A 25,869-nucleotide genomic window follows, 5' to 3' on the forward strand; every position below is an offset into this window, starting at 1 on the left:
GTTTAAGTTGGTAAATTGGCACAGTTCAAATTTCCAGCTATGCATAAATCAGGTAGCATGTCGGACTAAGAAAACAAACGATGTTGCTGTTGGATATTCCGATCGCGATGACGCAAAGACAAATTAAGACCAACCACAAGAATTTGAGAGATTGATATGGCAAAAGCATCATTTCAATGGGACGACCCGCTGTTATTGAGTTCCCAACTGAGCGACGAAGAGCGCATGGTTCAAGAAGCGGCTCGTGTGTATTGCGAAGAAAAATTGGCGCCGCGGATATTGGATGCTTTTCGTAATGAGCGCACTGATCCTGCGATTTTCCGTGAAATGGGTGAACTCGGTTTGCTCGGTTCTATGATCCCCGCTGAATACGGTGGTGCGGGTTTGAATTATGTTTGTTACGGCTTAGTTGCGCGTGAAGTCGAGCGTATCGATTCCGGCTACCGCTCTATGATGAGTGTGCAATCTTCCTTGGTGATGGTGCCGATTAATGAATTTGGTAGCGAAGCGCAAAAGCGTAAGTATTTGCCCAAGCTGGCTACCGGCGAGTGGATAGGTTGTTTTGGTTTGACCGAGCCAGATCACGGCTCTGATCCCGGCAGTATGGTGACACGTGCTAAGACGGTTGATGGCGGTTACCTTTTGACTGGCGCTAAGATGTGGATTACCAATAGTCCGATTGCGGACGTGTTCGTGGTCTGGGCAAAAACCGATGATGGTCGTATACGTGGTTTTATTTTGGAAAAAGGCTGGGAAGGCTTATCTGCGCCAGCGATCCATGGCAAGGTGGGTTTGCGTGCTTCGGTCACAGGTGAGATCGTGATGGATGGCGTGTTTGTGCCGGAAGAAAATCTGATGCCGCATGTCGAGGGTTTGAAAGGGCCATTCACTTGTTTGAATTCTGCTCGTTTTGGTATTGCTTGGGGCGCTTTGGGTGCTGCTGAGTTTTGCTGGCATACCGCCCGTCAATATACGATGGATCGCATCCAATTTGGTCGACCTTTGGCGGCGAATCAGCTCGTGCAAAAGAAACTCGCTGATATGCAGACTGAAATTACTTTGGCCTTGCAAGGGTGCTTGCGCCTCGGTCGTATGAAAGACGAGGGCACTGCTGCAGTCGAAATCACTTCCATCATGAAGCGTAACTCTTGCGGCAAGTCTCTGGATATTGCCAGAACAGCACGTGATATGTTGGGTGGTAACGGGATTTCGGATGAGTTTGGTATTGCGCGTCACTTAGTTAATTTAGAAGTGGTGAATACTTACGAGGGTACGCATGACATTCATGCGCTGATTTTAGGGCGTGCGCAAACTGGAATTGCGGCTTTCTGATTAGTTGGCAGGTTCAGCAACTTAGATGGAACGAAAAAGCGATGGTTTATAATAGAGGGATGAAAACCTGTTGAAATTACGGGTTTTGTCCCTTTTTTATTGAGATCACGTCCGCGATTTCATTTCAAATGATAGAGATATACCGTGACTTTTTTACAAAAACTTTCCAACGCCTGGACCACCAATAACTCCTTGTTATGCGTGGGTTTGGACCCTGATGTAAATAAATTTCCTGTGGAATTGGCAGGGCAGTCCGATGCTATTTATGAGTTTTGTAAAGCAATCGTTGACGCTACTGCGGATTTGGCTTGTAGCTTCAAACCCCAGATTGCTTACTTTGCTGCTTTGCGTGCCGAAGATCAGTTGGAAGCCATCTGTCGGTATATCAAAACGAACTATCCGCACATTCCCATTATCTTAGATGCTAAGCGCGGTGATATTGGCGCCACAGCTGAGCAATATGCCCGAGAAGCGTTTGAGCGTTATGACGCGGATGCAGTGACGGTCAATCCTTATATGGGTTTTGATTCTGTTGCTCCGTATTTGGAATGGAAAGACCGTGGTGCAATTGTGTTGTGTCGTACTTCGAATGCAGGCGGCTCTGATCTGCAATTTTTGGATGTAGGCGGCAAACCTTTGTATCAACACGTGGCGCAATTGGTGGCGGACAAATGGAATATCAATGGTCAGTGTTCACTGGTGGTTGGCGCGACCTTTCCCAATGAAATCGCACAGGTACGGGCATTGATTGGCAATATGCCCTTATTGATTCCTGGCGTTGGAGCACAGGGCGGCGATGTGGAGTCAACGGTACGGGCAGGTCGCACTGCAAATGGTACTGGCATGATGATTAATTCTTCAAGAGCGATTTTGTATGCGAAGCCCGTGGCCGATGAAACTTATGCACAAGCGGCACGTAGGGTGGCGCTGGAAACTCGGGACGCAATTAATTTATTTCGTTAAGCGTATTTCTTCATTATAAAAACCAAAAAAAAGGCGTGAAGAATAATTTCTTCGCGCCTTTTTTGGTTTTGATTAATGGTTTCTCGTTTAGCGCTTAAGCAAACTAAATCTCATCGACATAACGTAATAATTTATTGAGCGCATGCGCCACAGTTTGCTCGCGTACCGCATGGCGGTCACCCGAAAACACTTTACGCTCAGTATGCGTCACGCCACCAACGCGCCAGCCGAAACAAACCGTACCAACTGGTTTTCCCGGAACAGATCCACCAGGACCTGCGATACCTGTGGTGGATAAAGAAACGTGTGCCTCAGAATTCGCCAACGCACCTTCTGCCATTGCCGCTGCGATTTCTTCGCTCACTGCACCATGTTGAGCAATGAGTGAGGCCGAGATATCCAGCATTTCGGTTTTTGCCGAATTAGAGTAACTCACAAATCCGCAATCAAACCATTCGGAAGAGCCTGCAATTTCAGTTAAGGCATAAGCTACGCCTCCACCAGTGCAAGACTCGGCAACAGCGAGAAACAGTTTTTTAGATTTGAGCGCTTCCCCCACTTTTTCTGCGAGTTCTATCATGTCAGCCATGGTTTCGTCTCCTTGAGTTTAGATCGACTAATGTGATCTGTTGTCTGTAGGAATACTTTACCACTTTGCTGCAAGAATGAGGTTTCTTTTTTTGCTGGAACGATGGTGCTAAAAGTGAAGGTCACGAGCTTGTATAGACACTTTAAAAATGCAGAATTAGTCTTATTTCGTGGTATTGATTTCGAATTGATTCATCACTTCTTTTTGTATATTTTCTATGCTTTTGTCCTGCTGCATTTGCTTTAATACCGCAGTTAATTTGGGAATCAAATTTTCATGTTTTTTGTGGAGATAATGAAATACCGCAAAGCTCGCTAATGCGGGTTTTAAGACACGTACATCGTGCATATTTAATTCTTTTAGAACTGCTAAGCCCGAGCTACGATTGGCAACCACAAGATCTGATCTGCCCAGGCTCATTTTTAGAAAAGCCTGACGCATCGTGGCTGCTTGTTCAACCCGCATACCGTCTGTGTTTTGCTCAATAATCTTAATTCCTTTGACATAGCCTATGACGAAAGGACGCAGGCTTTCCCAGCCATTGACGATAAAATCTGTGGCTTGCGTAAAAATCACAATTTCGTAAGTTTGCAAGGGGACTGGAACGATGATGAGGTTGGGATAATCTCGTTCCATGCCTATCTTTCGATACAGCTCACCGTCGGTCTCCCCATTGTTCGCGCTATACAATGAACGCTCACCTGGTAATCGCTTTACCGTTAAAGTTATTCTTAGTTGTTGATAGGCGCTACTCAGAATCTTTTCTGCAATCAGTGTCGCGGGGTCATTTTCCAGCAGGGTGGAGACCTGTATATTGCTGAGCTTGGCTTCTGTCGAGGCGAGTGAAAAGCTAGGATATAAAGCTAGGTAGAGCAGAGTTCGACGTTGCATAACTCACCTCACTGCGGTTGGTATGGTCTGACCGATTCAGCATACATCCAGAATGCAGTGATGGAAAGAGAAATATAAGCCGACTAGCTTGTTCGGTAGTTTCTTATGCCCTGTGGTTTCAAATATGCCTTCAGGGTTACCAGGTACGCCAGAAAGCAAATACCAATAAGGCAAAAAAGGCGGCAACGATATCGTCAAACATGACACCAAAGCCGCCCTTAAATTGACGATCAAAATAGCCTATCGGTGGTGGTTTGACCATGTCAAAAAAACGAAATGCAATGAAAGCCCAAAATTGCGTCATGAGCGGCGCGGGTGTGATGAAAACCAAAACTAGCCAAAATGCGATGATTTCATCCCAAACCATACTACCATGGTCAGCTACCCCTAAATTTTTGCCCGTGACTTCGCAAGCCCAAACACCAATGAAGTAGCCAATGACGATGATCGCACCCCAAACCAAGGGCGTAAAAAGCGTGGGCCAGCGCAAGTTCAGAACGGCAAAACTGAGCCACGCAAACAAAGTTCCAGCCGTGCCTGGCATTACAGGCGATAAACCGCTACCAAATCCTTGTGATAAAAAATGGGCCGGATGTGCCAGCATGAAGCCAGGGCCAGGCTTCAAGATGGGATGTGGATTACTTTTCATATTGTATTAAATCCTTAAGGCGAAGTGAAATGGTCGAAGGACTTCGGTTGTAGATCAAGCGTTTTGCCATTTTGATCCACTAGACGCAAACCTGGTTCCATTTCGATTGTGCCAATGCAGCTGACCGGCGTATTGCTGTGGTGACTCGCCGCCAGAACTGCCTCACGCTGATATACTGGTGCGGTAAAGCATAATTCGTAATCATCGCCACCGGCCAAGGTAAATTCTCTGCGTAACTGCAAATCTTGGAGCGCTAAAATAGGACCGGCTGGAAGTTTGTCTACATGCAAACTCGCGCCCACTTTGGATGCACTTAATATATGCCCGAGATCGCCGATTAGGCCATCCGAAATATCCAATGCAGCATGTGCAATCCCGCGCAATGCGATGCCCAATGCAATGCGCGGTGTTGGCTGATGCATGCGCCTTGCCGCTTCTTGAAGTGCTTCCGTGCTTAAATTGACTTCATTCCAATATGCAGCTAAAGCCAGACGTGCATCGCCTAAACTACCTGAAATCCATATATCGTCGCCAGTTTTAGCCGCATCCCGGCGCAATGCCGACGCTGGTGGTAATTCACCAAATATGGTGATGCAAATATTCAGCGGCCCTTTGGTCGTATCACCGCCTATCAGACGACATTGATGTGCATTTGCGAGGGCAAACAAGCCTTGAGAAAAAGCGGCTAGCCATGTAGGGTTTGCCTCAGGTAATGATAATGCCAATGTGAACGCGAGCGGTTTAGCGCCCATCGCTGCCAGGTCTGATAAGTTTACAGCGAGAGACTTATGTCCTAGTAAGTAGGGATCTGCATCATGAAAAAAATGTCTGCCTGAGACCAGCATATCACTGGAAATTGCAAGTTGCGTTCCGGGGCTGGGATTGAGCAGTGCACAGTCATCGCCAATACCTAAAGCAAAGCGCGAGTCGGGTACGTAATTTTGTACAAAAAATTGTTTGATGAGGTCGAATTCTGAGAGCATTCCGAATTGTATCTAAAGCCTTTCAAACACGGTTGAAAATGTCGTCAGGAATCCGCTTCTTGCGCAATTTGTACTTCCCCAAAGGTCAAAAACATGCTTACTCCAGGTTTGATCTGAACCCGGTATGCGCCTTTGGCTTGGTTCAGGCGCATAGTCAGCGCAGTTAATTCCCATGCGCGGTGTTCCGTGCATTTGAGTTTGCTTTTGGTTAGTTCCCTGGCACCTTGCTCTTTGCCAAATTGTTTGACGGTAGTGGCGTTGCGTTGCAAAGCAGGTAATACCGAAGGATGATCCCATGCCCATAAAAAACTACCATCTTGATGATGATAAGTGCCAACGATTTGGGCTGTTGCTAATGCAAATGAACCATCATCAAAAGTTAATAACAATTGGCCATTTGCCTGATCAAGATGCCACGATTTTTCTTCTCCTAGGCGCCAAGTTGAGTTGTGCAACATATTTGCAACTTGCGCTTCTTGCGCGCTGTTGGCGATATAGGCTTCAAGATTATTTTCGCGTTGAAACAGCTTTACCATCTTTTTGTTCGCTTTCAGGTACACAAAAGTATCGGTTAAATTATGCAGGACGAAAACGCTAGGTGTTTTTCAACTCAACATACTATTTTTGTTTTCGAAAAAATACTGGAAAACTATTATTTAGGCAAATGAAGTTTTGTTGTTAAGCTATTTATTTGACTGTAGATCATTTGGCGTATCTGTTTTGTCCACAAATGACTTTTTTAGTCGGGAATTGGTGTAGGAAAAAGCAAATTCGGTTTTTCACTCTTCTACTTCGTGAGCGAAATGCCTGGCAGACTGAGCAAGTTGAAGCATAAAACGCACCAGATTCGGCTAAATAAAGTGAGAAATATCAAGGCTGTCATATTGAAATGTCACTTTTTTCGCTGCCGACATATCTTTTTTCAGGGCTTATGCAAAAAAGTAATGGAACTCGTATAAATACGTATGAAGCAAATGTTGCCTGTCTGCTAGAATCAATGACCCCCTATTTGTTTGTTTAGAGAAGGAATTGACTCGCATGGATTCGCCAGAACAAAAAGAATTACTTCGTCAACAATTACGTCAAGCTGCCTTGGAATACCATGAATTCCCAACGCCAGGCAAGATCAGCGTCACTCCCACCAAACAATTAACCAATCAACGTGATCTGGCCTTAGCCTATTCTCCTGGTGTGGCCTCGCCCTGTGAAGAAATTGTGGCTGATCCAGCTGCCGCCTTTAAGTATACGGCACGCGGTAACCTGGTCGGAGTGATCACCAATGGCACGGCTGTTTTAGGACTTGGCAATATTGGTCCTTTAGCGTCTAAGCCGGTAATGGAAGGAAAGGGCGTACTATTTAAGAAGTTTGCGGGCATCGATGTATTTGATATCGAGATCAATGAGTCTGATCCAGACAAACTAGTCGACATTATTGCCTCACTTGAACCTACCTTCGGTGGTATTAACTTAGAAGATATCAAAGCACCCGAATGTTTTTATATTGAGCGTAAGTTACGTGACAAGATGAAAATTCCGGTGTTTCATGACGATCAACATGGCACCGCAATTATCGTCGGTGCTGCCATCATGAATGGTTTGAAAGTCGTTGATAAAGACCTAAAAAAATGTAAGTTGGTCGTCTCTGGCGCCGGTGCTGCCGCGTTAGCATGTCTAGACTTAATCGTGGATCTTGGTTTTCCGATAGAAAATATTTATGTGACTGATCTGGCTGGTGTCGTCTATAAAGGACGTGCTGAATTGATGGATCCAGACAAAGAACGATTTGCGCAGGAAACATCGGCTCGTAGTTTGAAAGAAGTGATTGTTGATGCCGATATTTTCCTCGGCTTGTCCGCCGGTGGTGTATTGAAGCCAGATATGGTGAAAGCGATGGCGGCCCGTCCATTGATATTGGCTTTGGCAAATCCGACCCCAGAAATTTTGCCAGAAGAAGTGAAGGCAGTTCGTGATGACGCCGTGATGGCAACGGGTCGCTCTGATTTCCCCAATCAAGTGAATAATGTTTTGTGTTTCCCGTATATTTTCCGTGGTGCTTTAGATTGTGGGGCGACCACAATTACCCGAGAAATGGAAATCGCAGTGGTGCATGCGATTGCTGACTTGGCGCAAGCGGAGCAATCGGATGTCGTCGCATCAGCTTATGGTATTTCTAATTTGTCTTTTGGCCCTGAGTATTTAATTCCTAAGCCGTTCGATCCGCGCTTGATGATTAAAATTGCGCCTGCAGTTGCAAAAGCGGCGGAGGAGTGCGGTGTGGCCGCACGGCCAATTCAAGATATGCAGGCTTACAGCGATAAATTGCAGCAATTCGTGTATCACAGTGGCACTTTCATGAAGCCTTTATTCCAAATCGCGAAAAAAGCGCCAGATTCACGTAAGCGTATCGTTTTTGCTGAAGGCGAAGAAGAACGCGTGTTGCGTGCAGTGCAAGTGGTAGTCGATGAAAAACTCGCAAAACCGATTCTGGTTGGCCGTCCACATATACTTGAAAAACGTATAGAAAAATTTGGTCTTCGTCTACGTGCGGGCATTGATTTTGAAGCGATTAACCCTGAGATGGATGCGCGTTACCGTGATTACTGGCAGACCTACCATCAGATGACTTGTCGTCAGGGGATCACTGAACAATATGCTAAATTAGAAATGCGCCGTCGACATACTTTAATTGGTTCGATGATGGTGCACAAAGGTGATGCCGACGGCATGATTTGCGGTACTTTTGGAATTGGTAGCCTGCATTTGTTCTATATTAATCAAGTATTGGGAAAACGTGCCGGCGTTAATGTCTATGCCGCAATGAACGGCTTGGTTTTGCCTGATCGTCAGTTGGTGCTGGTGGACACGCATATTAATGAGAATCCGACGGCAGAGCAGATCGCAGAAATCACAATTTTGGCGGCGGAGGAAATGCGTCGTTTCGGTTTACAACCAAAAGCAGCATTGTTATCTCATTCGAATTTTGGCTCCAGTAATAGTGAATCCGCTAAGAAAATGCGTTCGGCTTTGGCAATCGTACAGCGCGATGCACCAGACTTGGAAATTGATGGCGAGATGCATGGTGATACTGCTTTGGATTCCGATTACCGATTAAAGATGATGCCAACATCGACTTTGAAAGGCGATGCTAATCTCTTAGTCATGCCGAATATTGATGCAGCCAATATTGCGTATAACTTGCTCAAAACAGCGGCAGGCAACAACATTGCTATCGGCCCTATTCTTTTGGGTTGTGCAAAACCTGTGCATATTCTGACTTCATCAGCGACAGTGCGTCGCATAGTGAATATGACAGCGCTTTGTGTCGTTGATGCGGTAGCGCAGCGTTAGAATTCCTACATTATTGCCTATGAAAACCGCCAGCTTTGTGCTGGCGGTTTTTTTCATCAAATGCCCCACTTTAGTCTGATCGCAAGCTTGAGCAAAGCGCCTCGACTTTCCTATTTAGTTTTCTTCCTGTCCTCGCAAAATAGTCGCTTGCTAAAGCCAAGTTAAGTTTCAGTTGATGCCGATGTTTTAAATATATTTGCAATACCACTTATTAGTTTCTTTAGATAAACGCGAAATTTCCCAGTAAAGATGATTGATGGAAATCTTTTTGGATAATACCACTTCATGTTGTAAAAAAGATTCGTAAATTATTATTTAAACACTTGTGATAATTTGATAGCTAGTGAAGATTATTCAGTGCTTTTGCGTGTTTTTTTGTTTAATTTTGTTTAATTACATCGTTCGGAACAAAATTTAGTATTGATATTGCTGTTTTTTCTAGTCTTTATTTAACATATATAGTTAAATTTGAATGTTTTCAAGATCAGCTTCCTCTGTTCTACTGGCACTCGCCACGTGAGATTTGTCCTTGATTCTAGAAGTATTTGACAGTCTCAAATAAGAAGAGCGTATTGCCACTTCATACACATTGAAATGAAGTTAAACCGGCAATCACAAAATGGGGACTGGGGTCAAAAGCTTTGGTCAATTCTGTACTTAGGGAGTTTTTCGAAAAAAAGGTAGAAAAAGATGAAAAAGAGTATCAAGTTACAAGTGGTTCGCCCAACATTGTTAGCTGCATTGATAGCGGCCTCTTTCAGCGCCTCTGCTGCTGATCGCGTTGATCTGAGTAAGTTTCAAGGCGCACAAAACAAGTCGTTTGCTGGCGGTGCATCACAAGCGCATGAAGTTTTAGGTTTGGGGGCTTCTGATTTGCGCGCTGTTCGCAGCCAAAATTATGGCAGTAAAGTCGTTACTCGCTATGAGCAGTTACATCAAGGTGTCCCTGTTTGGGGTGAGGCAATTATTGAACATAAAGACAGCACTCAATCTATCGTTGCATCATCGGCACGATCCTTCCATGGCGCAATGTTGAGCAATTTACGCAACGATATTCCAAGTGCAAAACCTCTGTACTCAGAAGCGCAAGCATTGGGCCTGCTAAAAAATGCGAAACGCCCAGCGAACTCAAGTAACGAACAATCTAAATTGTTTGTCAAGTTAGGTGCGAATAATGTCGCTAAACTGGTTTATTTGACTTCTTATGTGACGGTCGCTGCAAACGGCGCACCAAGTCGTCCATATGCATTGATCGATGCAAATACCGGTGCTGTTCTTGAGCAATGGGAAGGCATTACACATTTAGATGCTGGTGGTCCTGGCGGTAATCAACGTATAGGCCAATACACCTACGGTCCAGCTGGTAGCGGTTCTACTTACGGTCCCCTGAATGTATCTAGTACTTGTCAAATGACTAGTCCAAATGTTGATACCTACAATATGAATCATGCAACGTCTGGTTCAGGTACATTGTATAAATTCACTTGCCCAACGAACACTTTCAAGGCTATCAATGGTGCGTATTCCCCTCTGAATGACGGTCATTTCTTCGGTAATGTTGTATTTAATATGTACCAAGATTGGTTAGGTTTGCGTCCAATTTCTGGCAAATTGCAAATGCGTATTCACTACGGTACTAACTATGAAAATGCATTTTGGGATGGTACAGCAATGAGCTATGGTGATGGTGGTTCTACATTCCATCCTTTGGTTTCTTTGGGTGTTACTTCACACGAAGTCAGCCATGGTTTCACAGAGCAAAACTCTGGTTTGGTGTACTCAGGCATGTCTGGTGGTATGAACGAGGCGTTCTCGGACATGGCGGGTGAGGCGGCCGCTTGGTATATGCGCGGTACTGGTACATTCATGGTTGGTGACGACATCAAAAAAGGTTCTGGTGCAATGCGTTACATGTACAACCCAGAGTTGGACGGTATCTCTATTGGCCACGCAAGCAAGTACACCAGCAGCATGGACGTACATCACACAAGTGGCGTATTTAATAAAGCCTTTTACTTGTTAGCAACTAAATCTGGTTGGACAGTTCGCAAAGCTTTTGAAGTGATGGCTGATGCAAATCGTTTGTACTGGACTGCGAACAGCACGTTTAATCAAGGTGCTTGTGGCGTAGAAAAAGCGGCCATCAATCGCGGATATGCAGTGGCTGACGTGACAGCTGCATTCTCATCTGTCGGCGTAACTGGCGGTTGCGGTGGTACAACGCCTCCTCCAACAGGTGGTGTATTGACGAAAGACGTTTCTGTGACTTTCTCAGCAGCAGCGGGTCAAGGCGCAAATTACACTTTTGTAGTACCAACTGGTGCAACTAACTTGACATTTAAAATGTCGGGTGGGACTGGTGATGGCGACTTGTATACCAAGTTAGGTTCAGCTCCAACGACGACGTCATATTTGGCTAAATCCGACGGTTCTAGCAACGCTGAGACAATTACTATCGCCGCACCAACTGCTGGTACTTATCACTTGTTGGCAAATGCTTATGCTGCTGTCAGCGGTGCTTCAATTGTTGCTAGCTATCAAACTGGTACTACACCTCCAACTGGTAATGTATTGGTGAGTGGTGTAGCACAATCCGTGACTCTGGCTAAAAATGGTTCTAAGGTGTACAACATCACAGTTCCGGCTGGAAAAACTAGTTTAACGTTCACCTTGTCTGGTGGTACGGGTGATGGTGATTTATATGCTCGTATGACGACCGCGCCAACAACGACTAGCTACACAAAGAAATCTGATGGTGCAACAAATACTGAAACTATCACTTTCAGTGCGCCAGCGGCTGGTACTTACTACTTGTTAGTAAATGCCTACGCAGCGGTTGGTAGTGCAAATGTGAAAGCTGTTGTTCAGTAATCTGTTAGCGGCAAATCTCGGGTAGCTACAATTTGTTTGTAACTGCCTGAGACAAATAATTGATGCCTGATTTTGGCTGATTTTATTGTTTGGATAGTTTGCAAAAAAAACCGTCGACATAATCGGCGGTTTTTTTTGATCATTTTTTTTGATACAGAATCTAGCTTGTAATGATATTTTTAAGTAATGAATGTTGCATTTGTAGGTATCGGGACTCGAGAATTTATCAATTTATTTTAAGCGCAAACGCCACAAGGAAGTGATTTCAGCAGCACGAGCTTGATGTAATGGATCATTGGCATCACGACTCTTTGCATGTTGGGGGCGTATGTCCATCTTGCCGACTACGGTCAAGCCTCCAGCCTCAATCCACTCCCAAAATTCTTGTGAACTGCGTAAACCCAGGTGTTCAGCAAGATCAGACATAATTAACCAAGCTTCTCCATCTGCTTCTAAATGTTGTGCTACGCCAGCCAAAAAACTACGCAACATGCGACTCTCAGGGTCGTAAATTGCATGTTCAATTGCTGCATTGGGGCGTGCCGGAATCCAGGGCGGATTGCAAACGACCAAAGCTGCCCGACCCTCGGGAAATAAGTCAGCCTTGATTAGCTCAACCTGCTCCAAGATGCCTAATCTTTTCAGATTGTCAGCCGCACAGGCTAAGGCGCGAGGATCTTGGTCCGTTGCGATGATTTTTTGTATGCCACGTCGTGCTAAAACAGCAGCGATGACACCGGTGCCAGTGCCTATGTCGAAAGCTAAGTTGGTCGAGGCCAAGGGCGCTTTTGTTAAAAGTTCTAAATACTCACCACGAACCGGAGAAAACACGCCGTAATATGGATGAATTTTGGCGCCTAATGCGGGAATGCCTACGCCATTTTTACGCCATTCGTGAGCACCGATGATGCCTAATAATTCACGTAAAGAAATCGCAAAAGCTTGTTCTACTTTTCCATAAGCTTCTTGGCAAGCTAGTGTCACATCGGGTGCCCGACGTAAGGGAATTGAAAAATCAGGATTGACCGGAATAATTAGCATAGCTAACACACGGGCTCTTTGTGCTTGTGCTTGTCGATGCAAGTGAAAAGCTTGCGCGTTATTAATAGCAGAAGCGGGCGCCTTTTTTTTCTTACTTGGTTTTTTATCGATTCTTCGAGCAATCGCTTGCAGTAAATTTTTGGCGTTTTGAAAATCACCACGCCACAATAAGGCTGTGCCTTCACAAGCCAAGCGATAGGCACTTTCTGCATTCATCGTATCATCGGCAGTTTGTACATATTTTGGTGCCACACTGCCATTTTCAGAATGCCAAATTAAGCTATGTGTTTCTTGATTTTCTATCCAGTTGATGACTTGTGATGGGGAATTCATGTGAAATGCCTGTTCGATGATGGGTGCAAATTTAGTCGCTAAATTTGCTTAGGTACTGCAGCGAGTGTGTGCGAATAGTCGGCAGTGTAACAAATCACGGGTGAAAATAGAGAAAATGCTGTTTTTTCAATTTTCTATGATTGCTTGCCTTCAGTAATGGCGCTAACGCCGATAAAGACAGTCTTGAGTGTCGGCGTGATTAAAAATCGGCATGAAAACTGTTATTACATTTCAGAAGCATCGATAAGGTCTGCATCACTGACTTGTCCATTTGAACCATCTGAACAATTAACTTCGGCAAGGTGAGCAACGGTCGTTTCTTGAGTGAGTGCGATAGATAACTGAAATCAACTTCGCTTGCAAACTATGCCTTGCCATCATAGCTCTGCGTTCGAATGAGTCTTCCTAGCTGAACTTTGACCGACCTTAATTCGCTCTTGTAATAGAGTTGATCAAGATGGTTGTTTTTGGTGCGTCAGGATAACCAAAAACATTTCTTTCGGTCGGTACGACTTTGATCTTGTCAACCACGTCCATACCAGAAATGACTCTACCAAACACGGCATAGCCCGAATTACCAGTGCTCGAGTTAAGAAAAAGATTGTCAACGACATTGATAAAAAATTGTGAAGTTGCCGAGTCGTCGACACTTGTACGCGCCATTGCAATCGTGCCTCGTAGATTGCTCAGTCCATTGTTGGCTTCTAACTTGATGGGGGCATATGTTGAAGCCTGAACATAGTTTGTAGTGAGGCCGCCACCTTGAATCATAAAGTTACTGATCACACGATGGAATATCTTATTGTTGTAGAAGCCGACATCAGTGTAGCGTAAAAAGTTGGTAACTGTGATTGGTGCTTTGATCGGATCGAGCTCAACTAAGATATTTCCCAACGATGTATTGATTAACACTTGTGGTATTAATTTAGCCAGGTTCAAATCCAATGCGGTGTCTGCAATACCGATTTTGTCCTTCGCAGCTGTTGTATCGTTTGGTTTAACTAAGGAGGCGATCTCCACACCTTTCGTGATGGATTCATTCGGTGTGTTGTAATTTAGGCCTTGTTGAATGGAGAAGTATTTTCCGACGATGACTTTGTTATCTAACAGGTTTGCGACCCAACCATAATCCACATTGTCCTTAGATCCATGAGCCGCATCAATGATGACGCGAATCAAATTGCCACGTGATTTTCGGCCGCTGTCGATCTCTCCGGACCAGTAATTAAGACCTTCTTGATCGACTTCATCGCGGCCCAAGACATTCTTGTAAATTTTACGTACGAAGTTTTCTGTGCTCATGTTCGCGGTGTAGCCGGTGACAGCAGATAACTTTGGGTCAATGGCAGAAGTGTAAAAATTCTCAGCCAATTGCTCAATTGTTCTTCCATCTTTAATGGTACCGATCCAATAAATCATCCCTTCTGCATCTGGTACACGATTAAAGAATGCAATGTATAACTCAATCAACGTGTCCAAATCTTTTTGGGAAATTGTTTTGGATTTGTTGCCAGCTAGAAGACTGACGGTGAAGTCATTAAACTTTACGGTTGTTTGAGTGGACGTCAGATTCGTGGTGTCGCTAGGTGATGCTTTGTTGATAATTGAAAAGCCGTAATTGTTGGTTTTGATAATGTAGTCGTTGCGAGATGCATTGACAGTTACAATATCCGCTGATGGTGCGGCTTGCGCAGCTGGCGCACTTGGAGGACTGCTTAGTTTGACGAGCTTGGTTTCTGTGTTGGAACTATTGTTACCGCCACAAGCGCCAAGTCCCAGCGTGACTGCTAATAGCGTGCTAGTTATGATGAATTTTTTATTCATAAATCGCATTTTAAATTTCATCGCAATGAACCTAACCTAAGTTATCGAAAAAGAGGGCATTATATCGATGAATTTGTACAATTTTTGAGGAAAAAAGAATCAAATTGTAAAATGCATGTTCTTAAAATGACACCAATTAATACCCCCAAGGTGTTGGCGGTAAGTCTATGGCTTTTGTTAGATCAAAATTAACACGGAATTCACGACCCTCTCGCGTCAAGCGATAGCTGAAACTTTTAGGGTAAATAAAGATTTGCCAGACATTGCTAATCGATTGAGCTCCACCTAGGCGAGCAAACAATTCCTTGGAATATTGATCGGCAGGGAAAGTTTGCACATTGTTCCAGCCAGCATCTTGGGTATGTCCGCCATACATGGTTTGTGTATCGTGACTTCCGTCTGCGTGCCGGTGATCATGCTTAAGTGAAAGGCCAGAGCCAGTTTTTGTGATGACCCAGGTACGCGAGTGATTATCGCCAACATGGAAGGGTATTTGTAATTGTGTGTCAGTACACTTGCGAACGTGCATCACGAGTCTTCCTTCGAATCCTTCGGACTTTGGATTATCGACTGCAATTTTTCCTTCGAAAGCCTTGCCACATAATTGGCGCAGTTGATCAAAGAACGCATCATGTGTAGCGATGGAGACTAATGGTGCTTCTTGCTTGACTTGCGCTTGCACCAAATTAGCCTGACCTATGAATAACGCCAGAAGCAAGCTTGGCAGGCAGTAGTTTTTCATATTTTTATATGGATGAGTTAGATTGAACTTTAAGTATGAATTCACATGCCGCCCCAGGCGGCGCTAATCACGCTAATTGCAGTGAGTCCAGCGGTTTCTGTTCTGAGCACACGCGGCCCCATACCCAGCATGATCGCACCTTGCTTGATCGCGAGTTGTTCCTCATTATCTGAAAAGCCACCCTCAGGCCCGATCATGATGGTCAGCGCTTGTGCTGGATGATGTCTGGTCCAATCTGCAAGAGACTGCTCGGCACGTGGTGATAGCAGAATTCGTTTATGCAAATCTTGTTGCATCAGCCATTTTTGAACATCGACCAGCTCCGCTAAATGGGCCATACGTTTGCGTCCACATTGTTCAGTGGCGCTCTGTATGATACCTTGCCAGTGCTGCATTTTTTTCTCGGCACGCTCTGGATTCAGTTTCACCACGCTACGTTGTGCTGCGAGTGGTTGAATATGATTCACGCCAAGTTCGATGGCTTTTTCGATGATCCAGTCCATTTTTGAAGCTTCGGGCAGGGCTTGCGCCAAGCTTAAATTAAATGGCAATTCGACTTCCTCAGGTAAAAAAACTTTGACCTCGGCGCTGACTTGCTTCTTGCTAATCGATGTGAGTGAAGCCAGAAAACTGCCACCTTCACCATTGAAAAGTTCAACATGCTCGCCGATATTCAAGCGCAAGACAAAAATATGATGCGCAGTATCGCCAGGCAGATCAATATGCGCACCGATGATGAGTGGAAGAGGGCAGAAAAAGCGTGGCATGAAATGTAATTAAATAAAATTAGCTGAGAAGAGTGGATCAGTAAGATTGGCAAGCGGCGTTTAGTATCCCCATACCCAAACTTAAAGCACCTAAGAAAATGCCTGAGGCGAGCTTATTGTTTGGTACATCTTTGATTAAATCAGGCAGAAAGATCCGTGCGATCACAAATGCCAGTAATTGTATGACCAAAGCAATCGCACTCCAGATCAACATATCTGGCAAATCGACACTGTGTGCGACCGAGGATGCCAAAGCAATACAATAGCCGAGCACTGCGCCAGATAAGCTGGCAGATGCCGCAGTATTGCCTTCGCGGATCAATGCAATTTCCTTGTAGGGCGTGATGCGAACATAGATCGCAATAAAGACGAACAGAAATGCCAGTGCCGAGCCAAAGTGGCTGATAAAGGCAGGAAAACCATAGGCTAAAAATTGTGCGCTCATGAGGTACTTTCTAATTAATGGTAGAAATCAAAGTTAGAAGTCAATCGTAGAAATTTGTTTGAGGATAAAACTTAGTCGACAAAATAATGTGGGACAAAGCGACTGGTATTTTTCGTAATCAAAGTTTCGTCTTCACGTATACCTATGCCCGCAGCTTCATCACCGACTACCCAAGAACCAATCGAGGTGTATGCGGGCGTTATGCCGTCGTCAAATTTGGGTTGCGGTGCATAGGCTTGATAGATAAATCCTTCTTGCCCATATTCGCCATCAGTATGCATGACATTGCCATCGGCATAGATGGAAATATTTTCTCCTTCGCGTGACAGCAAAGGTTTTTTTACAAAATTACCGCTGATGCGCCATGCTTCTGTGTAGGCGGGCAACAGATTGGGGTGATCGGGAAATAATTCCCAAAGCACTGGCAAAATAGCTTTATTAGATAAAAGCATTTTCCATGCAGGTTCAATAATGCGAGCAGGGCGACTTAATAGATGTGTGGCAAATTGTTCGCGGCATAGCCACTCCCAAGGATAGAGTTTGAATAAATTTTCTATCTTTACATCGTTATCATCGACCAACTCGGCATTCGCTTCGTCCCAGCCCAGATCATTAATACTATTTTGCTTGGTCGCGAATCCAGCTTGAATCGCGGTGTCGCGCAAGTAGGAGAGGTTGCCGATATCCTCTTCGCTGTCGGCACACGCAAAATGTAAGACACCTATGCCATCAAATTTTTTCCATTGATCGATCAGTTTCTCGTGCAAGGAATTGAATTGATCCGCGTGTGGATAGACATCTTGCAGCCAATACCATTGCGCAACGGAGGACTCGACTAAACCCGTGGGCGTGTCAGCGTTGTACTCCAGCATTTTGGGTGCGCCGGTACCATTCCAACTTAAATCAAAGCGGCCAAACAAAGAGAACTCTTTATCACGCCAACTCTCTTCAACCTGAGACCAAAATGCAGCTGGGATCGCAAAGCGTTCGATTTGGCCTTGACGAATTACATGTTCAACCGCTTGCAAACTCATCTGATGGAGATCAAGCGTTGCTTGTTCTAAGACATCAACTTGCGCTGCGCTAAAACGATAGGCGTAACGCTCATCCCAGTATAAACCATCAATTGAGTGATAACTAAAACCCAGATCTTCAAATTGCCGCTGCCAGTTCGAGCGTGGCGTTAATGATTCGCGAATCATAAGCTTTAACCCCCGCCAGAAAAACCACGTGAACTCGATCCGAAACCACCGCGACTGACGCTGCGGGTGATGCTACGACTTACCGCACGATCGCTGAGTTGAGAGTTACTGCCGGTAAAGCGGCTGCCAAGCATATTACGTTGAGCGACATCGCGCTGGCCTTCATAATAGCTTGGTCCCCAATAACGACCACTATAAATATGACCACCCGAGGAGTTGCCGGTGTTCGCTAGCGTATTGCTATTCGGTGGTGCTGGCTGTGGTTGGCAGGGGTCTGTGCTACCCCAATCTTCCTTGCAATCCTCCAGGCTTTTATATTCATCGCGAACACTCGCGAGATTATTCGTTTCACCACCACAGCCACTTAAGCCAGCTACCGCTGCCGAGGTCACTAAAACCAGTGGCAGTGTTTGTGAACTACGGCGTTTATGTTTTTGGTTTGTGCTCATGAGCACTCCTTTTTCGTTTCAAGGAAACTAGATAGATTTGAGTTGATCCATCATTGTAATGTGCCGATCTTGGCTTGTGATGGTGTTCCCTATTTTGTTTTACCGTTGTTGCTTGGCTGTTGTTTCTTGGTTTGCATTTGCTTATTCGACTGTAAATCAGCTAACAAATAAACTGGCATGTTTCGCCGCGCTGTAGAACTGCAATTGAGAAATGCCTTGTGCATCTAAGCGATCTTGAACAGTCGTTTGATCGAGCAACTTGGGATCCGACTTTGTTAATGTAGCGTGAGATTTGCTAGCCATCGCCATGCCCCACATGGCGCCATACAGGGGAATAAAAACCGAATATGGGTGAACGCAATCAAATACCTTGTGTAGTCGTGTGAGCGTGGTTTGATAGCGCACTTGATGATAGAACTCGCTACCCAAATGCAAGACGATAGCCCCTCCGTCATTTAATCGCTTGTAACAAGCAACGAAGAACTCTTCACTCATGCATGGCTCGGCTAAATTGCTACCATTCGGTGCAATCGGATCGGTTAGGTCCAATAAAATGAGATCGTACTGTTCTCTAATTTGTTCGTGACCGTTTTGGATGAAAGCAAATCCATCGGTGTGAATGATATTTACCCTCGGTGAGTCGAAAGCATTCTGGTGGATGGCCTGCAAGTACTGCCGCGAAAGCGCAATCACTTGTTCATCGATTTCACATAGCGTGATGCTTTGTATGCTGCGGTATTTCAATAATTCTTCTGTCGAGCCACCGTCGCCTCCACCTATGATCAGTGCAGTTTGCGGATTGCCATGCGTTATCGCTGCCGGATGCACTAAAGATTCGTGATAATAGAACTCATCTTTTTCCGACGTCATCATGGCACCGTCGATGCGCATGATTTTGCCAAATTCTGGTGTGTCCGCGATTTGTATCAACTGAAATGGACTTTGCACTTCGGCAATCACCTCGCTAATTTGTGTTTGCATCAAGGTGTAAGAACTTAGCCGCTCGGTCGCCAGTTTCGCTGGCTTCGTTCGCGGCAAACCCCGCTGCAACTCTTGAAGTGATACTCGTTGCGGCTGAAAGAGAGCGATCAATTGGTCGACGATGGCACGAGCTTTTGCGCTGTTGTCGCATTCAAAATTACAGACATAGACGTCGAGCGTCACCGCCTGACGCTCGGGCCAGGTGTGAATTGCAAGGTGTGATTCTGCCAAAAGTAAGGTACCCGTCACGCCCGCCGGACTGCCATCTGGGTAGGTGAAAGCATGAAACTTTTCGCCCACGATAGTTAAACCCGCTTGGTTTGTGTAGTTACGGACTAGATTGCTCAAGCGCTTTTCTTCGAATAAGAGTGTGGGATCGCATAGACAATCAAAGCAATCCGCGGTGAGGTGCAAACCTTCCATAAACCCGTCTAGAAATGATGTGAAAGTCGCAATTGTATTCTGTGACGCGCTGCTCTGGTAAAATAACGGACTTTATAGAATAAAACGATAATTTTAGTGCAATATATTTGCCTGTCACTCAGGATAAATCCCCGTTTTGTTCTCCTGCACGATTTTATAAACTTACTTCCTCAGCCGCTATGACATCCACTTTCCAGCCTGAAAATACTTCTAAGATGGCCAATGCGATTCGCGCATTGTCTATGGACGCTGTTCAAAAAGCCAATTCTGGTCACCCAGGTGCTCCTATGGGCATGGCAGAAATCGCGGTGGCCTTGTGGGCAGGACACTATCGCCATAATCCGACTAATCCAAAATGGGTGAATCGTGATCGTTTCGTTTTGTCGAATGGTCATGGTTCGATGTTGCATTACTCTTTGTTGCATTTGACAGGCTACGATTTGCCTATGTCGGAGATCAGCAATTTCCGTCAATTGCATTCTAAAACGGCAGGTCATCCAGAAGTTCACATCACACCGGGCGTGGAAACTACCACCGGTCCACTTGGTCAAGGTATTACCAACGCCGTTGGTATGTCGCTGGCAGAAAAATTACTCGCTGCTGAATTCAATGTGGATGGCGCAAATATTGTTGATCATCGCACTTACGTGTTCATGGGCGATGGCTGTCTGATGGAAGGGATTTCGCACGAAGCTTGCTCTTTGGCTGGCACGTGGAAGTTAAACAAGCTGACAGCATTCTGGGACGACAATGGTATTTCCATTGATGGTCACGTTGAAGGTTGGTTCACTGACGATACCCCAGCGCGTTTTGAGTCTTATGGTTGGAATGTGATTCGTGCGGTTGATGGCCATAACGTCGATGCCGTGAATCAAGCGATTATCGCGGCGAAAGCATCTGATAAACCAACATTGATCTGCTGCCGTACGATCATCGGTAAAGGTTCACCGAATATGCAAGGTACGCACAATGTGCACGGTGCGGCATTGGGCGATAAAGAAATTGCTGCAGTACGTGCGAATATTGATTGGAATTATCCACCGTTTGAAGTGCCTGCTGACGTTTATAGTGCATGGGATGCCAAAGCCGATGGCGCGAAAGCCGAAGCTGAATGGAATGCCGCATTTGCTGCGTACAGCGCAGCGCATCCAACGAAAGCAGCTGAATTGACGCGTCGCATGAATAATGTGTTGCCAGCTAATTTTGACGAAGTCGTTAAGGCAGCTTTAGCAAACGTAGTAGAGAAAAAAGAGACGATTGCTACACGTAAGGCAAGTCAAAACGCGATTCAAGCTTTCGCGCCAAGTTTGCCAGAATTTTTGGGTGGCTCTGCTGATTTGACTGGTTCAAATCTGACTAACTGGAAAGAATGCGTTGCTGTTCGTGCGAATCAAGCCGGCAATCATATCAATTACGGCGTACGCGAATTTGGCATGAGCGCTATCATGAATGGTATCGCTTTGCATGGTGGTTACTTGCCATTCGGCGCAACTTTCCTGACTTTTTCGGATTACAGCCGTAATGCGATACGTATGGCGGCTTTGATGAAAATCCGTACGCTGTTCGTGTTCACACATGACTCTATCGGCCTCGGTGAAGATGGTCCTACGCATCAATCTGTTGAGCATATCTCCAGCATGCGTTTGATTCCGAATTTGGATAACTGGCGTCCATGTGACACGACGGAATCAACCGTGGCATGGGCGGAATCTATTAAGCGCGCTGATGGTCCATCGACTTTGATTTTCTCTCGTCAGAATTTGCCGTTCCAAGAGCGCAGCGCACAACAAGTGGCTGATATTGCTCGCGGTGGTTACATCTTGCAAGACGCAGTTGATGCGAAAGTCGTACTGATCGCGACGGGTTCGGAAATCGAACTCGCTGTGAAATCAGCAGCAGAGTTAGCGGCGCAAGGCATTCCAGCACGCGTCGTGTCTATGCCTTCAACCGATGTGTTTGATCGTCAAGATAAAGCTTACCAATTGAGTGTTTTGGGTAATGGTTTGCCACGTGTCGCGATTGAAGCGGGTGTGACAGCGTTCTGGCATAAATATGTGGGCTTAGAAGGTGCGGTCGTGGGTATCGACACTTTTGGCGAATCTGCTCCTGCTGGCGTTTTGTTTAAATACTTTGGCTTCACGGTAGAGAACGTGGTGGCAAAAGTGAAATCGGTTTTAGCTTAACTCAGTGTATTTTGACCGAACGCAAGTGATCCAGACTCAATATGAATAAAATCAAGGAAATCCAATTACGTCGTGCCACAGTCGCTGATGCCGAAGCCATCGCGGCGATACGCATAGAAGGCTGGCGCACGACTTATCGTGGCATGATCCCTGATAGCTATCTCAATGAGATGGACATGAATCAAAACGTACTGCACTGGCGTACGATTTTGCAGGCATTGCCAGTAAAAGAAGATGGCCTGTGTGTGTATGTCGCGGTGAGCGAAGATGAAATTGTCGGCTTCGTTTCGGCTATGAAATTGCCTGAGCCTAAGCTCGATAAAGACGGTGAAATCAATGCGATTTATATTCGTCCCCAATGGCAACGTTGCGGCATAGGTAAACGCATGTTGCACAAAGCGGCTCGTTCTCTACAAGCGATGGGCTGCACCAGTTGCGTGATCTGGGTGATTGATGGCAATTCTCAGGCACGTAATTTTTACGAAGAGCTCGGTGGAGAGATCCTCATCGAGCAAGATTTTAGCTGGGATGGATTGGATCTGACCGAAGTGGGTTACGGTTGGAGTGATTTGAATGTGATGATGGCGTCGGCGGATGCATTGCCGTTTCCACGCGCTATGCAATAAGGATTTAAAACCTCTCAACACAGAGGCTCAGAGACACAGAGAAAAGCAGGAGAAAATCAAATTCTTGATTATCTAAATCATAGATTGGTTAGAAGAATTTTTTTGACTAAACAAGCATTCTCAAGTTTTTCCTCCGTGTCTCGTAAAGGCATGCCTTTACCTCTGTGTTGAGAGGTTTGGCAGTTTAAGATTTTTTTGTGTTTTATTTTTTGTTGCTGTTTGTCTTTTTGGAGATTGAACCATGACGATTCGCGTCGCAATTAACGGCTATGGCCGTATCGGTCGTAACATCCTTCGTGCACATTATGAAGGTGGTAAGTTTAAGAATGAGATTCAAATCGTTGCGATTAACGATTTGGGTAATGCAGAATCTAACGCGCATTTGACACGTTACGATACAGCTCACGGTAAGTTCCCAGGCACAGTCAGTGTCGAAGGCGACACCATGATCGTCAATGGCGACAAGATCAAAGTATTCGCAGAACGTAATCCAGCGAATATTCCTTGGGGTGAATTGAATGTTGACGTCGTGTTGGAATGCACAGGCTTCTTCACCACCAAAGAAAAAGCATCTGCGCATTTGGCTGGCGGCGCAAAGAAAGTCATCATCTCCGCACCAGGCGGTAAAGATGTGGATGCAACAGTGGTGTACGGCGTGAATCACGGCGTATTGAAAGCAACTGACACTGTTATTTCTAACGCGTCTTGCACAACGAACTGCTTAGCACCATTGGCAAAACCATTGAACGATGCAATCGGTATCGAAAGCGGTTTGATGACAACGATCCACGCTTATACGAATGATCAAGTCTTGACAGACGTGATGCATGAAGACTTGCGTCGTGCGCGTTCTGCAACCATGAGCATGATCCCAACGAAAACGGGTGCGGCTGCCGCAGTTGGTTTGGTATTGCCAGAGTTGAACGGCAAATTGGATGGCTACGCAATGCGTGTGCCAACTATCAATGTTTCTGTGGTTGATCTGACTTTCATCGCTAAGCGCGACACGACAGTTGAAGAAATTAACAAAGTGTTGAAAGAAGCTTCTGAAGGCGCATTGAAAGGTATTTTGGATTACAACACAGCACCTTTGGTTTCTGTTGACTTCAACCACAATCCAGCATCTTCTACTTATGACGAAACATTGACGAAAGTAAATGGTCGTTTGGTCAAAGTATCGAGCTGGTACGACAACGAGTGGGGCTTCTCCAACCGCATGTTGGATACCACTGTTGCATTGATGCACGCTAAGTAATCTGCGTGACTTTGAAGCTAGTTTGAACTTAGTAAAATGAAGTAAACAAAAGCCCCGAACTTTCGGGGCTTTTGTGTGTCTTACCGTAGCGCTGTTTATCCTGGAGATTTATCATGAACTTTAATTTACGCAAATTAATTGCCGACAATAAGACTTTCTTATTCTTTGTTGCCGGCATGATTTTGATGCGTAGCGCTTTAGCGGATTGGTATGTGGTGCCGTCAAGCTCTATGTATCCGCATTTGTTAGAAGGCGATAGAGTGATTGCTAATCGCATTGCTTACGATATCAAGCTGCCATTCACGGATGTAATTTTGAAGCAAGTCGGTGATCCACAGCGAGGTGATATTGTGACTTTTAGCTCGCCTGCCGATGGTGTGCGTTTAATTAAGCGCGTGATAGGCCTGCCAGGTGATGTGGTTGAAATGCGGGATCAAAAGTTGATTATTAACGGACAATTGGCCGATTACTCAGAAGTCGCAGAACCTGATCCTGCGCACCTTACGCCTAAGCGGGAATACCCAAATCAGCAGTTGATGTACACCGAAAAACTCGGTAGCTTGCAACACAATATTTTAGTCATGCCTGAACGTCCGGCATTGCGCTCGTTTGATCCAGTGACGGTGCCTGCAGGCCACTACATGATGTTAGGTGATAACCGTGATAACAGTAATGATTCCCGTTTTTACGGCTTGGTGAAACGCGAATTGATTACGGGTCGTGTCAATCGTTTGATGTTTTCGCTCGATTACGATAATTATTACTTGCCGCGCGTTGAGCGTTTTGGTGCAAAGCTGACACAATCGGCGCAATAAGTTGCAGTATCAACTCTACGTGTTTAAATTTTTTATTTCGCGGTTTTAGGCACATAACCCAGTGCCGCTGAAATCTGTTCAGCGGTACTGATCAAATCACCCAGCCAAGCTTCTTGCAAGCGATCTGCTGGTGCTGAGATCGACAGTCCTGCGATCATTTTGCCGCTGTCATCGTGAATGCCGGCGGCCATACAACGTACTCCCAGCTCTAATTCTTCATTGTCGCGCGCGTAGCCATTGCTGCGTACGGCGGCTAACTCACGTTCTAGTTTCGCGACGTCGGTTATTGAATTCTTATTGTGTCCGGCTAAGCCTGTACGCGTGATATAAGCGCGTAGCGCTTTCGGCTCATCAATCGACAAAAAGATTTTGCCAGTCGATGTCAGATGTAATGGAGCACGACCACCGATCGCACGCACGACTTGCATGCCTGAACGTTCAGAAAATGCACGATCAATGTAGACAATTTCGTCACCCTGACGTACCGATAAATTAATGGTTTGATTGGTGATGCGATGCAGATTACGCATAAATTCTAAAGCAGCTTCGCGGACATCCAAACGACTCTTAACAATATTACCTAGTTCTAGTAGGCGCATGCCAAGTCGATACGTGCCGGTATCAGCGCGATCCACAAAGCGGGTGATACAAAGATCATTCAAAATGCGATGTGCGGTAGACGGATGTAAGCCAGTTACACTAGCCAGTTCTTTGAGACTAACCGGATCGTGATAGCGTGACAGCGCATCTAATAATGAGACCATGCGCTCGATTACTTGTATCGAAGTTTTTTCAGCGGAAATTGGCGCGTCGTTTTTCATAATGTGGATGGTGCATTGCAATAAATCTCTTTATACCATGATGTGAAATCACTGTGTTGAACTAAAGATTCTATTTCGGTGATTGTTGTAAGACTTTGCTTCACGATAAGTGATTATCTTGTTAAATATGAAAAAAATATTTGCTAGCTAGCATCTGCGTCTATAAATTTGTGGAAAGTGGTGTTGCTAGGCAGAATTTTTTTCCGCTTCTGCTTTTCTTCGGTGTACTATCGAATTAGACGATTAATATACTTTAGGACTTACGCAAAACAGACTCTGGCGTCGTTGGATTCGCCTCGCCGTACATTTGTACTGTCTTCGGCTCTCCGCCTAGCC

General features: G+C 45.3%; 22 protein-coding genes. 8 read left to right on the forward strand and 14 right to left on the reverse strand.

Going from position 1 to position 25,869, the window contains the following annotated elements:
• Positions 1–156: 156 nt before the first annotated feature.
• Together AC1RR2_RS05735 and pyrF are read left to right on the forward strand one after the other, a co-directional pair.
• Positions 157–1,332 carry an acyl-CoA dehydrogenase gene (locus tag AC1RR2_RS05735; protein ID WP_493221340.1) on the forward strand — a complete coding sequence of 392 codons (1,176 nt, stop codon included), beginning with the start codon at positions 157–159 and terminating at the stop codon, positions 1,330–1,332.
• 144 nt (positions 1,333–1,476) lie between these two features.
• Positions 1,477–2,295: an orotidine-5'-phosphate decarboxylase gene (gene pyrF, locus AC1RR2_RS05740; RefSeq protein WP_493221341.1), complete on the forward strand. Its 819-nt coding sequence runs from the start codon at positions 1,477–1,479 to the stop codon at positions 2,293–2,295.
• A 103-nt stretch (positions 2,296–2,398) separates the two neighbouring features.
• Here pyrF and AC1RR2_RS05745 read toward each other — a convergent pair whose 3' ends face one another.
• From AC1RR2_RS05745 to AC1RR2_RS05765, 5 genes are all read right to left on the reverse strand, one after another.
• Positions 2,399–2,884 (reverse strand): CinA family protein, encoded by a 486-nt coding sequence (locus AC1RR2_RS05745; RefSeq protein WP_493221342.1) that lies wholly within the window; start codon positions 2,882–2,884, stop codon positions 2,399–2,401.
• A 162-nt stretch (positions 2,885–3,046) separates the two neighbouring features.
• Entirely contained in the window at positions 3,047–3,775 is a 729-nt protein-coding gene (locus AC1RR2_RS05750) for a substrate-binding periplasmic protein (protein ID WP_493221343.1), read from the reverse strand.
• Between the two features lie 136 nt (positions 3,776–3,911).
• Positions 3,912–4,424 (reverse strand): phosphatidylglycerophosphatase A family protein, encoded by a 513-nt coding sequence (locus tag AC1RR2_RS05755; RefSeq protein WP_493221344.1) that lies wholly within the window; start codon positions 4,422–4,424, stop codon positions 3,912–3,914.
• Positions 4,425–4,438: 14 nt separating this feature from the next.
• Positions 4,439–5,407 (reverse strand): thiamine-phosphate kinase, encoded by a 969-nt coding sequence (gene thiL / locus AC1RR2_RS05760; RefSeq protein ID WP_493221345.1) that lies wholly within the window; start codon positions 5,405–5,407, stop codon positions 4,439–4,441.
• Between the two features lie 44 nt (positions 5,408–5,451).
• Positions 5,452–5,943: a DUF6882 domain-containing protein gene (locus tag AC1RR2_RS05765; RefSeq protein WP_493221346.1), complete on the reverse strand. Its 492-nt coding sequence runs from the start codon at positions 5,941–5,943 to the stop codon at positions 5,452–5,454.
• A 502-nt stretch (positions 5,944–6,445) separates the two neighbouring features.
• Here AC1RR2_RS05765 and AC1RR2_RS05770 point away from each other — a divergent pair.
• Together AC1RR2_RS05770 and AC1RR2_RS05775 are read left to right on the forward strand one after the other, a co-directional pair.
• Positions 6,446–8,755: an NADP-dependent malic enzyme gene (locus AC1RR2_RS05770; protein WP_493221347.1), complete on the forward strand. Its 2,310-nt coding sequence runs from the start codon at positions 6,446–6,448 to the stop codon at positions 8,753–8,755.
• A gap of 690 nt (positions 8,756–9,445) precedes the next feature.
• Complete coding sequence (locus AC1RR2_RS05775; RefSeq protein WP_493221348.1) at positions 9,446–11,626, forward strand: M4 family metallopeptidase; 2,181 nt, start codon at positions 9,446–9,448, stop codon at positions 11,624–11,626.
• 231 nt (positions 11,627–11,857) lie between these two features.
• Here AC1RR2_RS05775 and AC1RR2_RS05780 read toward each other — a convergent pair whose 3' ends face one another.
• The 8 genes from AC1RR2_RS05780 to speE form a co-directional block, all read right to left on the reverse strand.
• Entirely contained in the window at positions 11,858–13,000 is a 1,143-nt protein-coding gene (locus AC1RR2_RS05780; protein ID WP_493221349.1) for a methyltransferase, read from the reverse strand.
• 426 nt (positions 13,001–13,426) lie between these two features.
• Positions 13,427–14,824, reverse strand: a complete 1,398-nt coding sequence (locus AC1RR2_RS05785; RefSeq protein ID WP_493221350.1) for a peptidylprolyl isomerase — start codon at positions 14,822–14,824, stop codon at positions 13,427–13,429.
• A 136-nt stretch (positions 14,825–14,960) separates the two neighbouring features.
• On the reverse strand, positions 14,961–15,566 hold the full coding sequence (locus tag AC1RR2_RS05790; protein ID WP_493221351.1) for a hypothetical protein: 606 nt from the start codon (positions 15,564–15,566) through the stop codon (positions 14,961–14,963).
• 41 nt (positions 15,567–15,607) lie between these two features.
• A complete protein-coding gene (locus tag AC1RR2_RS05795; protein WP_493221352.1) occupies positions 15,608–16,333 on the reverse strand; it encodes a 16S rRNA (uracil(1498)-N(3))-methyltransferase in 726 nt (241 codons plus the stop codon).
• 37 nt (positions 16,334–16,370) lie between these two features.
• On the reverse strand, positions 16,371–16,778 hold the full coding sequence (locus AC1RR2_RS05800; RefSeq protein ID WP_493221353.1) for a DUF350 domain-containing protein: 408 nt from the start codon (positions 16,776–16,778) through the stop codon (positions 16,371–16,373).
• A 71-nt stretch (positions 16,779–16,849) separates the two neighbouring features.
• Positions 16,850–17,980, reverse strand: coding sequence for a glutathionylspermidine synthase family protein (locus AC1RR2_RS05805; RefSeq protein WP_493221354.1), 1,131 nt, complete (start codon positions 17,978–17,980; stop codon positions 16,850–16,852).
• Between the two features lie 5 nt (positions 17,981–17,985).
• On the reverse strand, positions 17,986–18,429 hold the full coding sequence (locus AC1RR2_RS05810; RefSeq protein ID WP_493221355.1) for a hypothetical protein: 444 nt from the start codon (positions 18,427–18,429) through the stop codon (positions 17,986–17,988).
• 156 nt (positions 18,430–18,585) lie between these two features.
• On the reverse strand, positions 18,586–19,833 hold the full coding sequence (gene speE / locus AC1RR2_RS05815; protein WP_493221356.1) for a polyamine aminopropyltransferase: 1,248 nt from the start codon (positions 19,831–19,833) through the stop codon (positions 18,586–18,588).
• 179 nt (positions 19,834–20,012) lie between these two features.
• Here speE and tkt point away from each other — a divergent pair, with 179 nt between their 5' ends.
• The 4 genes from tkt to lepB all read left to right on the forward strand — a co-directional run bounded on the left by tkt (position 20,013) and on the right by lepB (position 24,712).
• Entirely contained in the window at positions 20,013–22,016 is a 2,004-nt protein-coding gene (tkt, locus tag AC1RR2_RS05820) for a transketolase (protein ID WP_493221357.1), read from the forward strand.
• Positions 22,017–22,057: 41 nt separating this feature from the next.
• Entirely contained in the window at positions 22,058–22,642 is a 585-nt protein-coding gene (locus AC1RR2_RS05825) for a GNAT family N-acetyltransferase (protein ID WP_493221358.1), read from the forward strand.
• A 241-nt stretch (positions 22,643–22,883) separates the two neighbouring features.
• Positions 22,884–23,897, forward strand: coding sequence for a type I glyceraldehyde-3-phosphate dehydrogenase (gene gap, locus AC1RR2_RS05830; RefSeq protein WP_493221359.1), 1,014 nt, complete (start codon positions 22,884–22,886; stop codon positions 23,895–23,897).
• Positions 23,898–24,010: 113 nt separating this feature from the next.
• The gene (lepB, locus tag AC1RR2_RS05835; protein WP_493221360.1) at positions 24,011–24,712 is read left to right on the forward strand and encodes a signal peptidase I; all 702 of its coding nucleotides are present in this window, start codon (positions 24,011–24,013) and stop codon (positions 24,710–24,712) included.
• A 32-nt stretch (positions 24,713–24,744) separates the two neighbouring features.
• On the opposite strand, the gene AC1RR2_RS05840 is transcribed toward lepB, so the two are convergent.
• Complete coding sequence (locus tag AC1RR2_RS05840; RefSeq protein ID WP_493221361.1) at positions 24,745–25,533, reverse strand: IclR family transcriptional regulator; 789 nt, start codon at positions 25,531–25,533, stop codon at positions 24,745–24,747.
• Positions 25,534–25,869 lie beyond the last annotated feature (336 nt).

The sequence above is a fragment of the Undibacterium sp. GW821-FHT11H02 genome, from assembly GCF_058808015.1.

Coding starts and splice junctions, on each gene's coding strand:
- gap (WP_493221359.1), top strand. CDS start 22,884: ATGACGATTCGCGTCGCAATTAACGGCTATGGCCGTATCGGTCGTAAC.
- AC1RR2_RS05795 (WP_493221352.1), bottom strand. CDS start 16,333: ATGCCACGCTTTTTCTGCCCTCTTCCACTCATCATCGGTGCGCATATT.
- AC1RR2_RS05840 (WP_493221361.1), bottom strand. CDS start 25,533: ATGAAAAACGACGCGCCAATTTCCGCTGAAAAAACTTCGATACAAGTA.
- AC1RR2_RS05810 (WP_493221355.1), bottom strand. CDS start 18,429: ATGAGCACAAACCAAAAACATAAACGCCGTAGTTCACAAACACTGCCA.
- AC1RR2_RS05770 (WP_493221347.1), top strand. CDS start 6,446: ATGGATTCGCCAGAACAAAAAGAATTACTTCGTCAACAATTACGTCAA.
- AC1RR2_RS05825 (WP_493221358.1), top strand. CDS start 22,058: ATGAATAAAATCAAGGAAATCCAATTACGTCGTGCCACAGTCGCTGAT.
- AC1RR2_RS05745 (WP_493221342.1), bottom strand. CDS start 2,884: ATGGCTGACATGATAGAACTCGCAGAAAAAGTGGGGGAAGCGCTCAAA.
- AC1RR2_RS05750 (WP_493221343.1), bottom strand. CDS start 3,775: ATGCAACGTCGAACTCTGCTCTACCTAGCTTTATATCCTAGCTTTTCA.
- AC1RR2_RS05755 (WP_493221344.1), bottom strand. CDS start 4,424: ATGAAAAGTAATCCACATCCCATCTTGAAGCCTGGCCCTGGCTTCATG.
- AC1RR2_RS05775 (WP_493221348.1), top strand. CDS start 9,446: ATGAAAAAGAGTATCAAGTTACAAGTGGTTCGCCCAACATTGTTAGCT.
- AC1RR2_RS05765 (WP_493221346.1), bottom strand. CDS start 5,943: ATGGTAAAGCTGTTTCAACGCGAAAATAATCTTGAAGCCTATATCGCC.
- AC1RR2_RS05785 (WP_493221350.1), bottom strand. CDS start 14,824: ATGAATAAAAAATTCATCATAACTAGCACGCTATTAGCAGTCACGCTG.
- tkt (WP_493221357.1), top strand. CDS start 20,013: ATGACATCCACTTTCCAGCCTGAAAATACTTCTAAGATGGCCAATGCG.
- thiL (WP_493221345.1), bottom strand. CDS start 5,407: ATGCTCTCAGAATTCGACCTCATCAAACAATTTTTTGTACAAAATTAC.
- AC1RR2_RS05800 (WP_493221353.1), bottom strand. CDS start 16,778: ATGAGCGCACAATTTTTAGCCTATGGTTTTCCTGCCTTTATCAGCCAC.
- AC1RR2_RS05735 (WP_493221340.1), top strand. CDS start 157: ATGGCAAAAGCATCATTTCAATGGGACGACCCGCTGTTATTGAGTTCC.
- lepB (WP_493221360.1), top strand. CDS start 24,011: ATGAACTTTAATTTACGCAAATTAATTGCCGACAATAAGACTTTCTTA.
- speE (WP_493221356.1), bottom strand. CDS start 19,833: ATGGAAGGTTTGCACCTCACCGCGGATTGCTTTGATTGTCTATGCGAT.
- AC1RR2_RS05780 (WP_493221349.1), bottom strand. CDS start 13,000: ATGAATTCCCCATCACAAGTCATCAACTGGATAGAAAATCAAGAAACA.
- AC1RR2_RS05805 (WP_493221354.1), bottom strand. CDS start 17,980: ATGATTCGCGAATCATTAACGCCACGCTCGAACTGGCAGCGGCAATTT.
- AC1RR2_RS05790 (WP_493221351.1), bottom strand. CDS start 15,566: ATGAAAAACTACTGCCTGCCAAGCTTGCTTCTGGCGTTATTCATAGGT.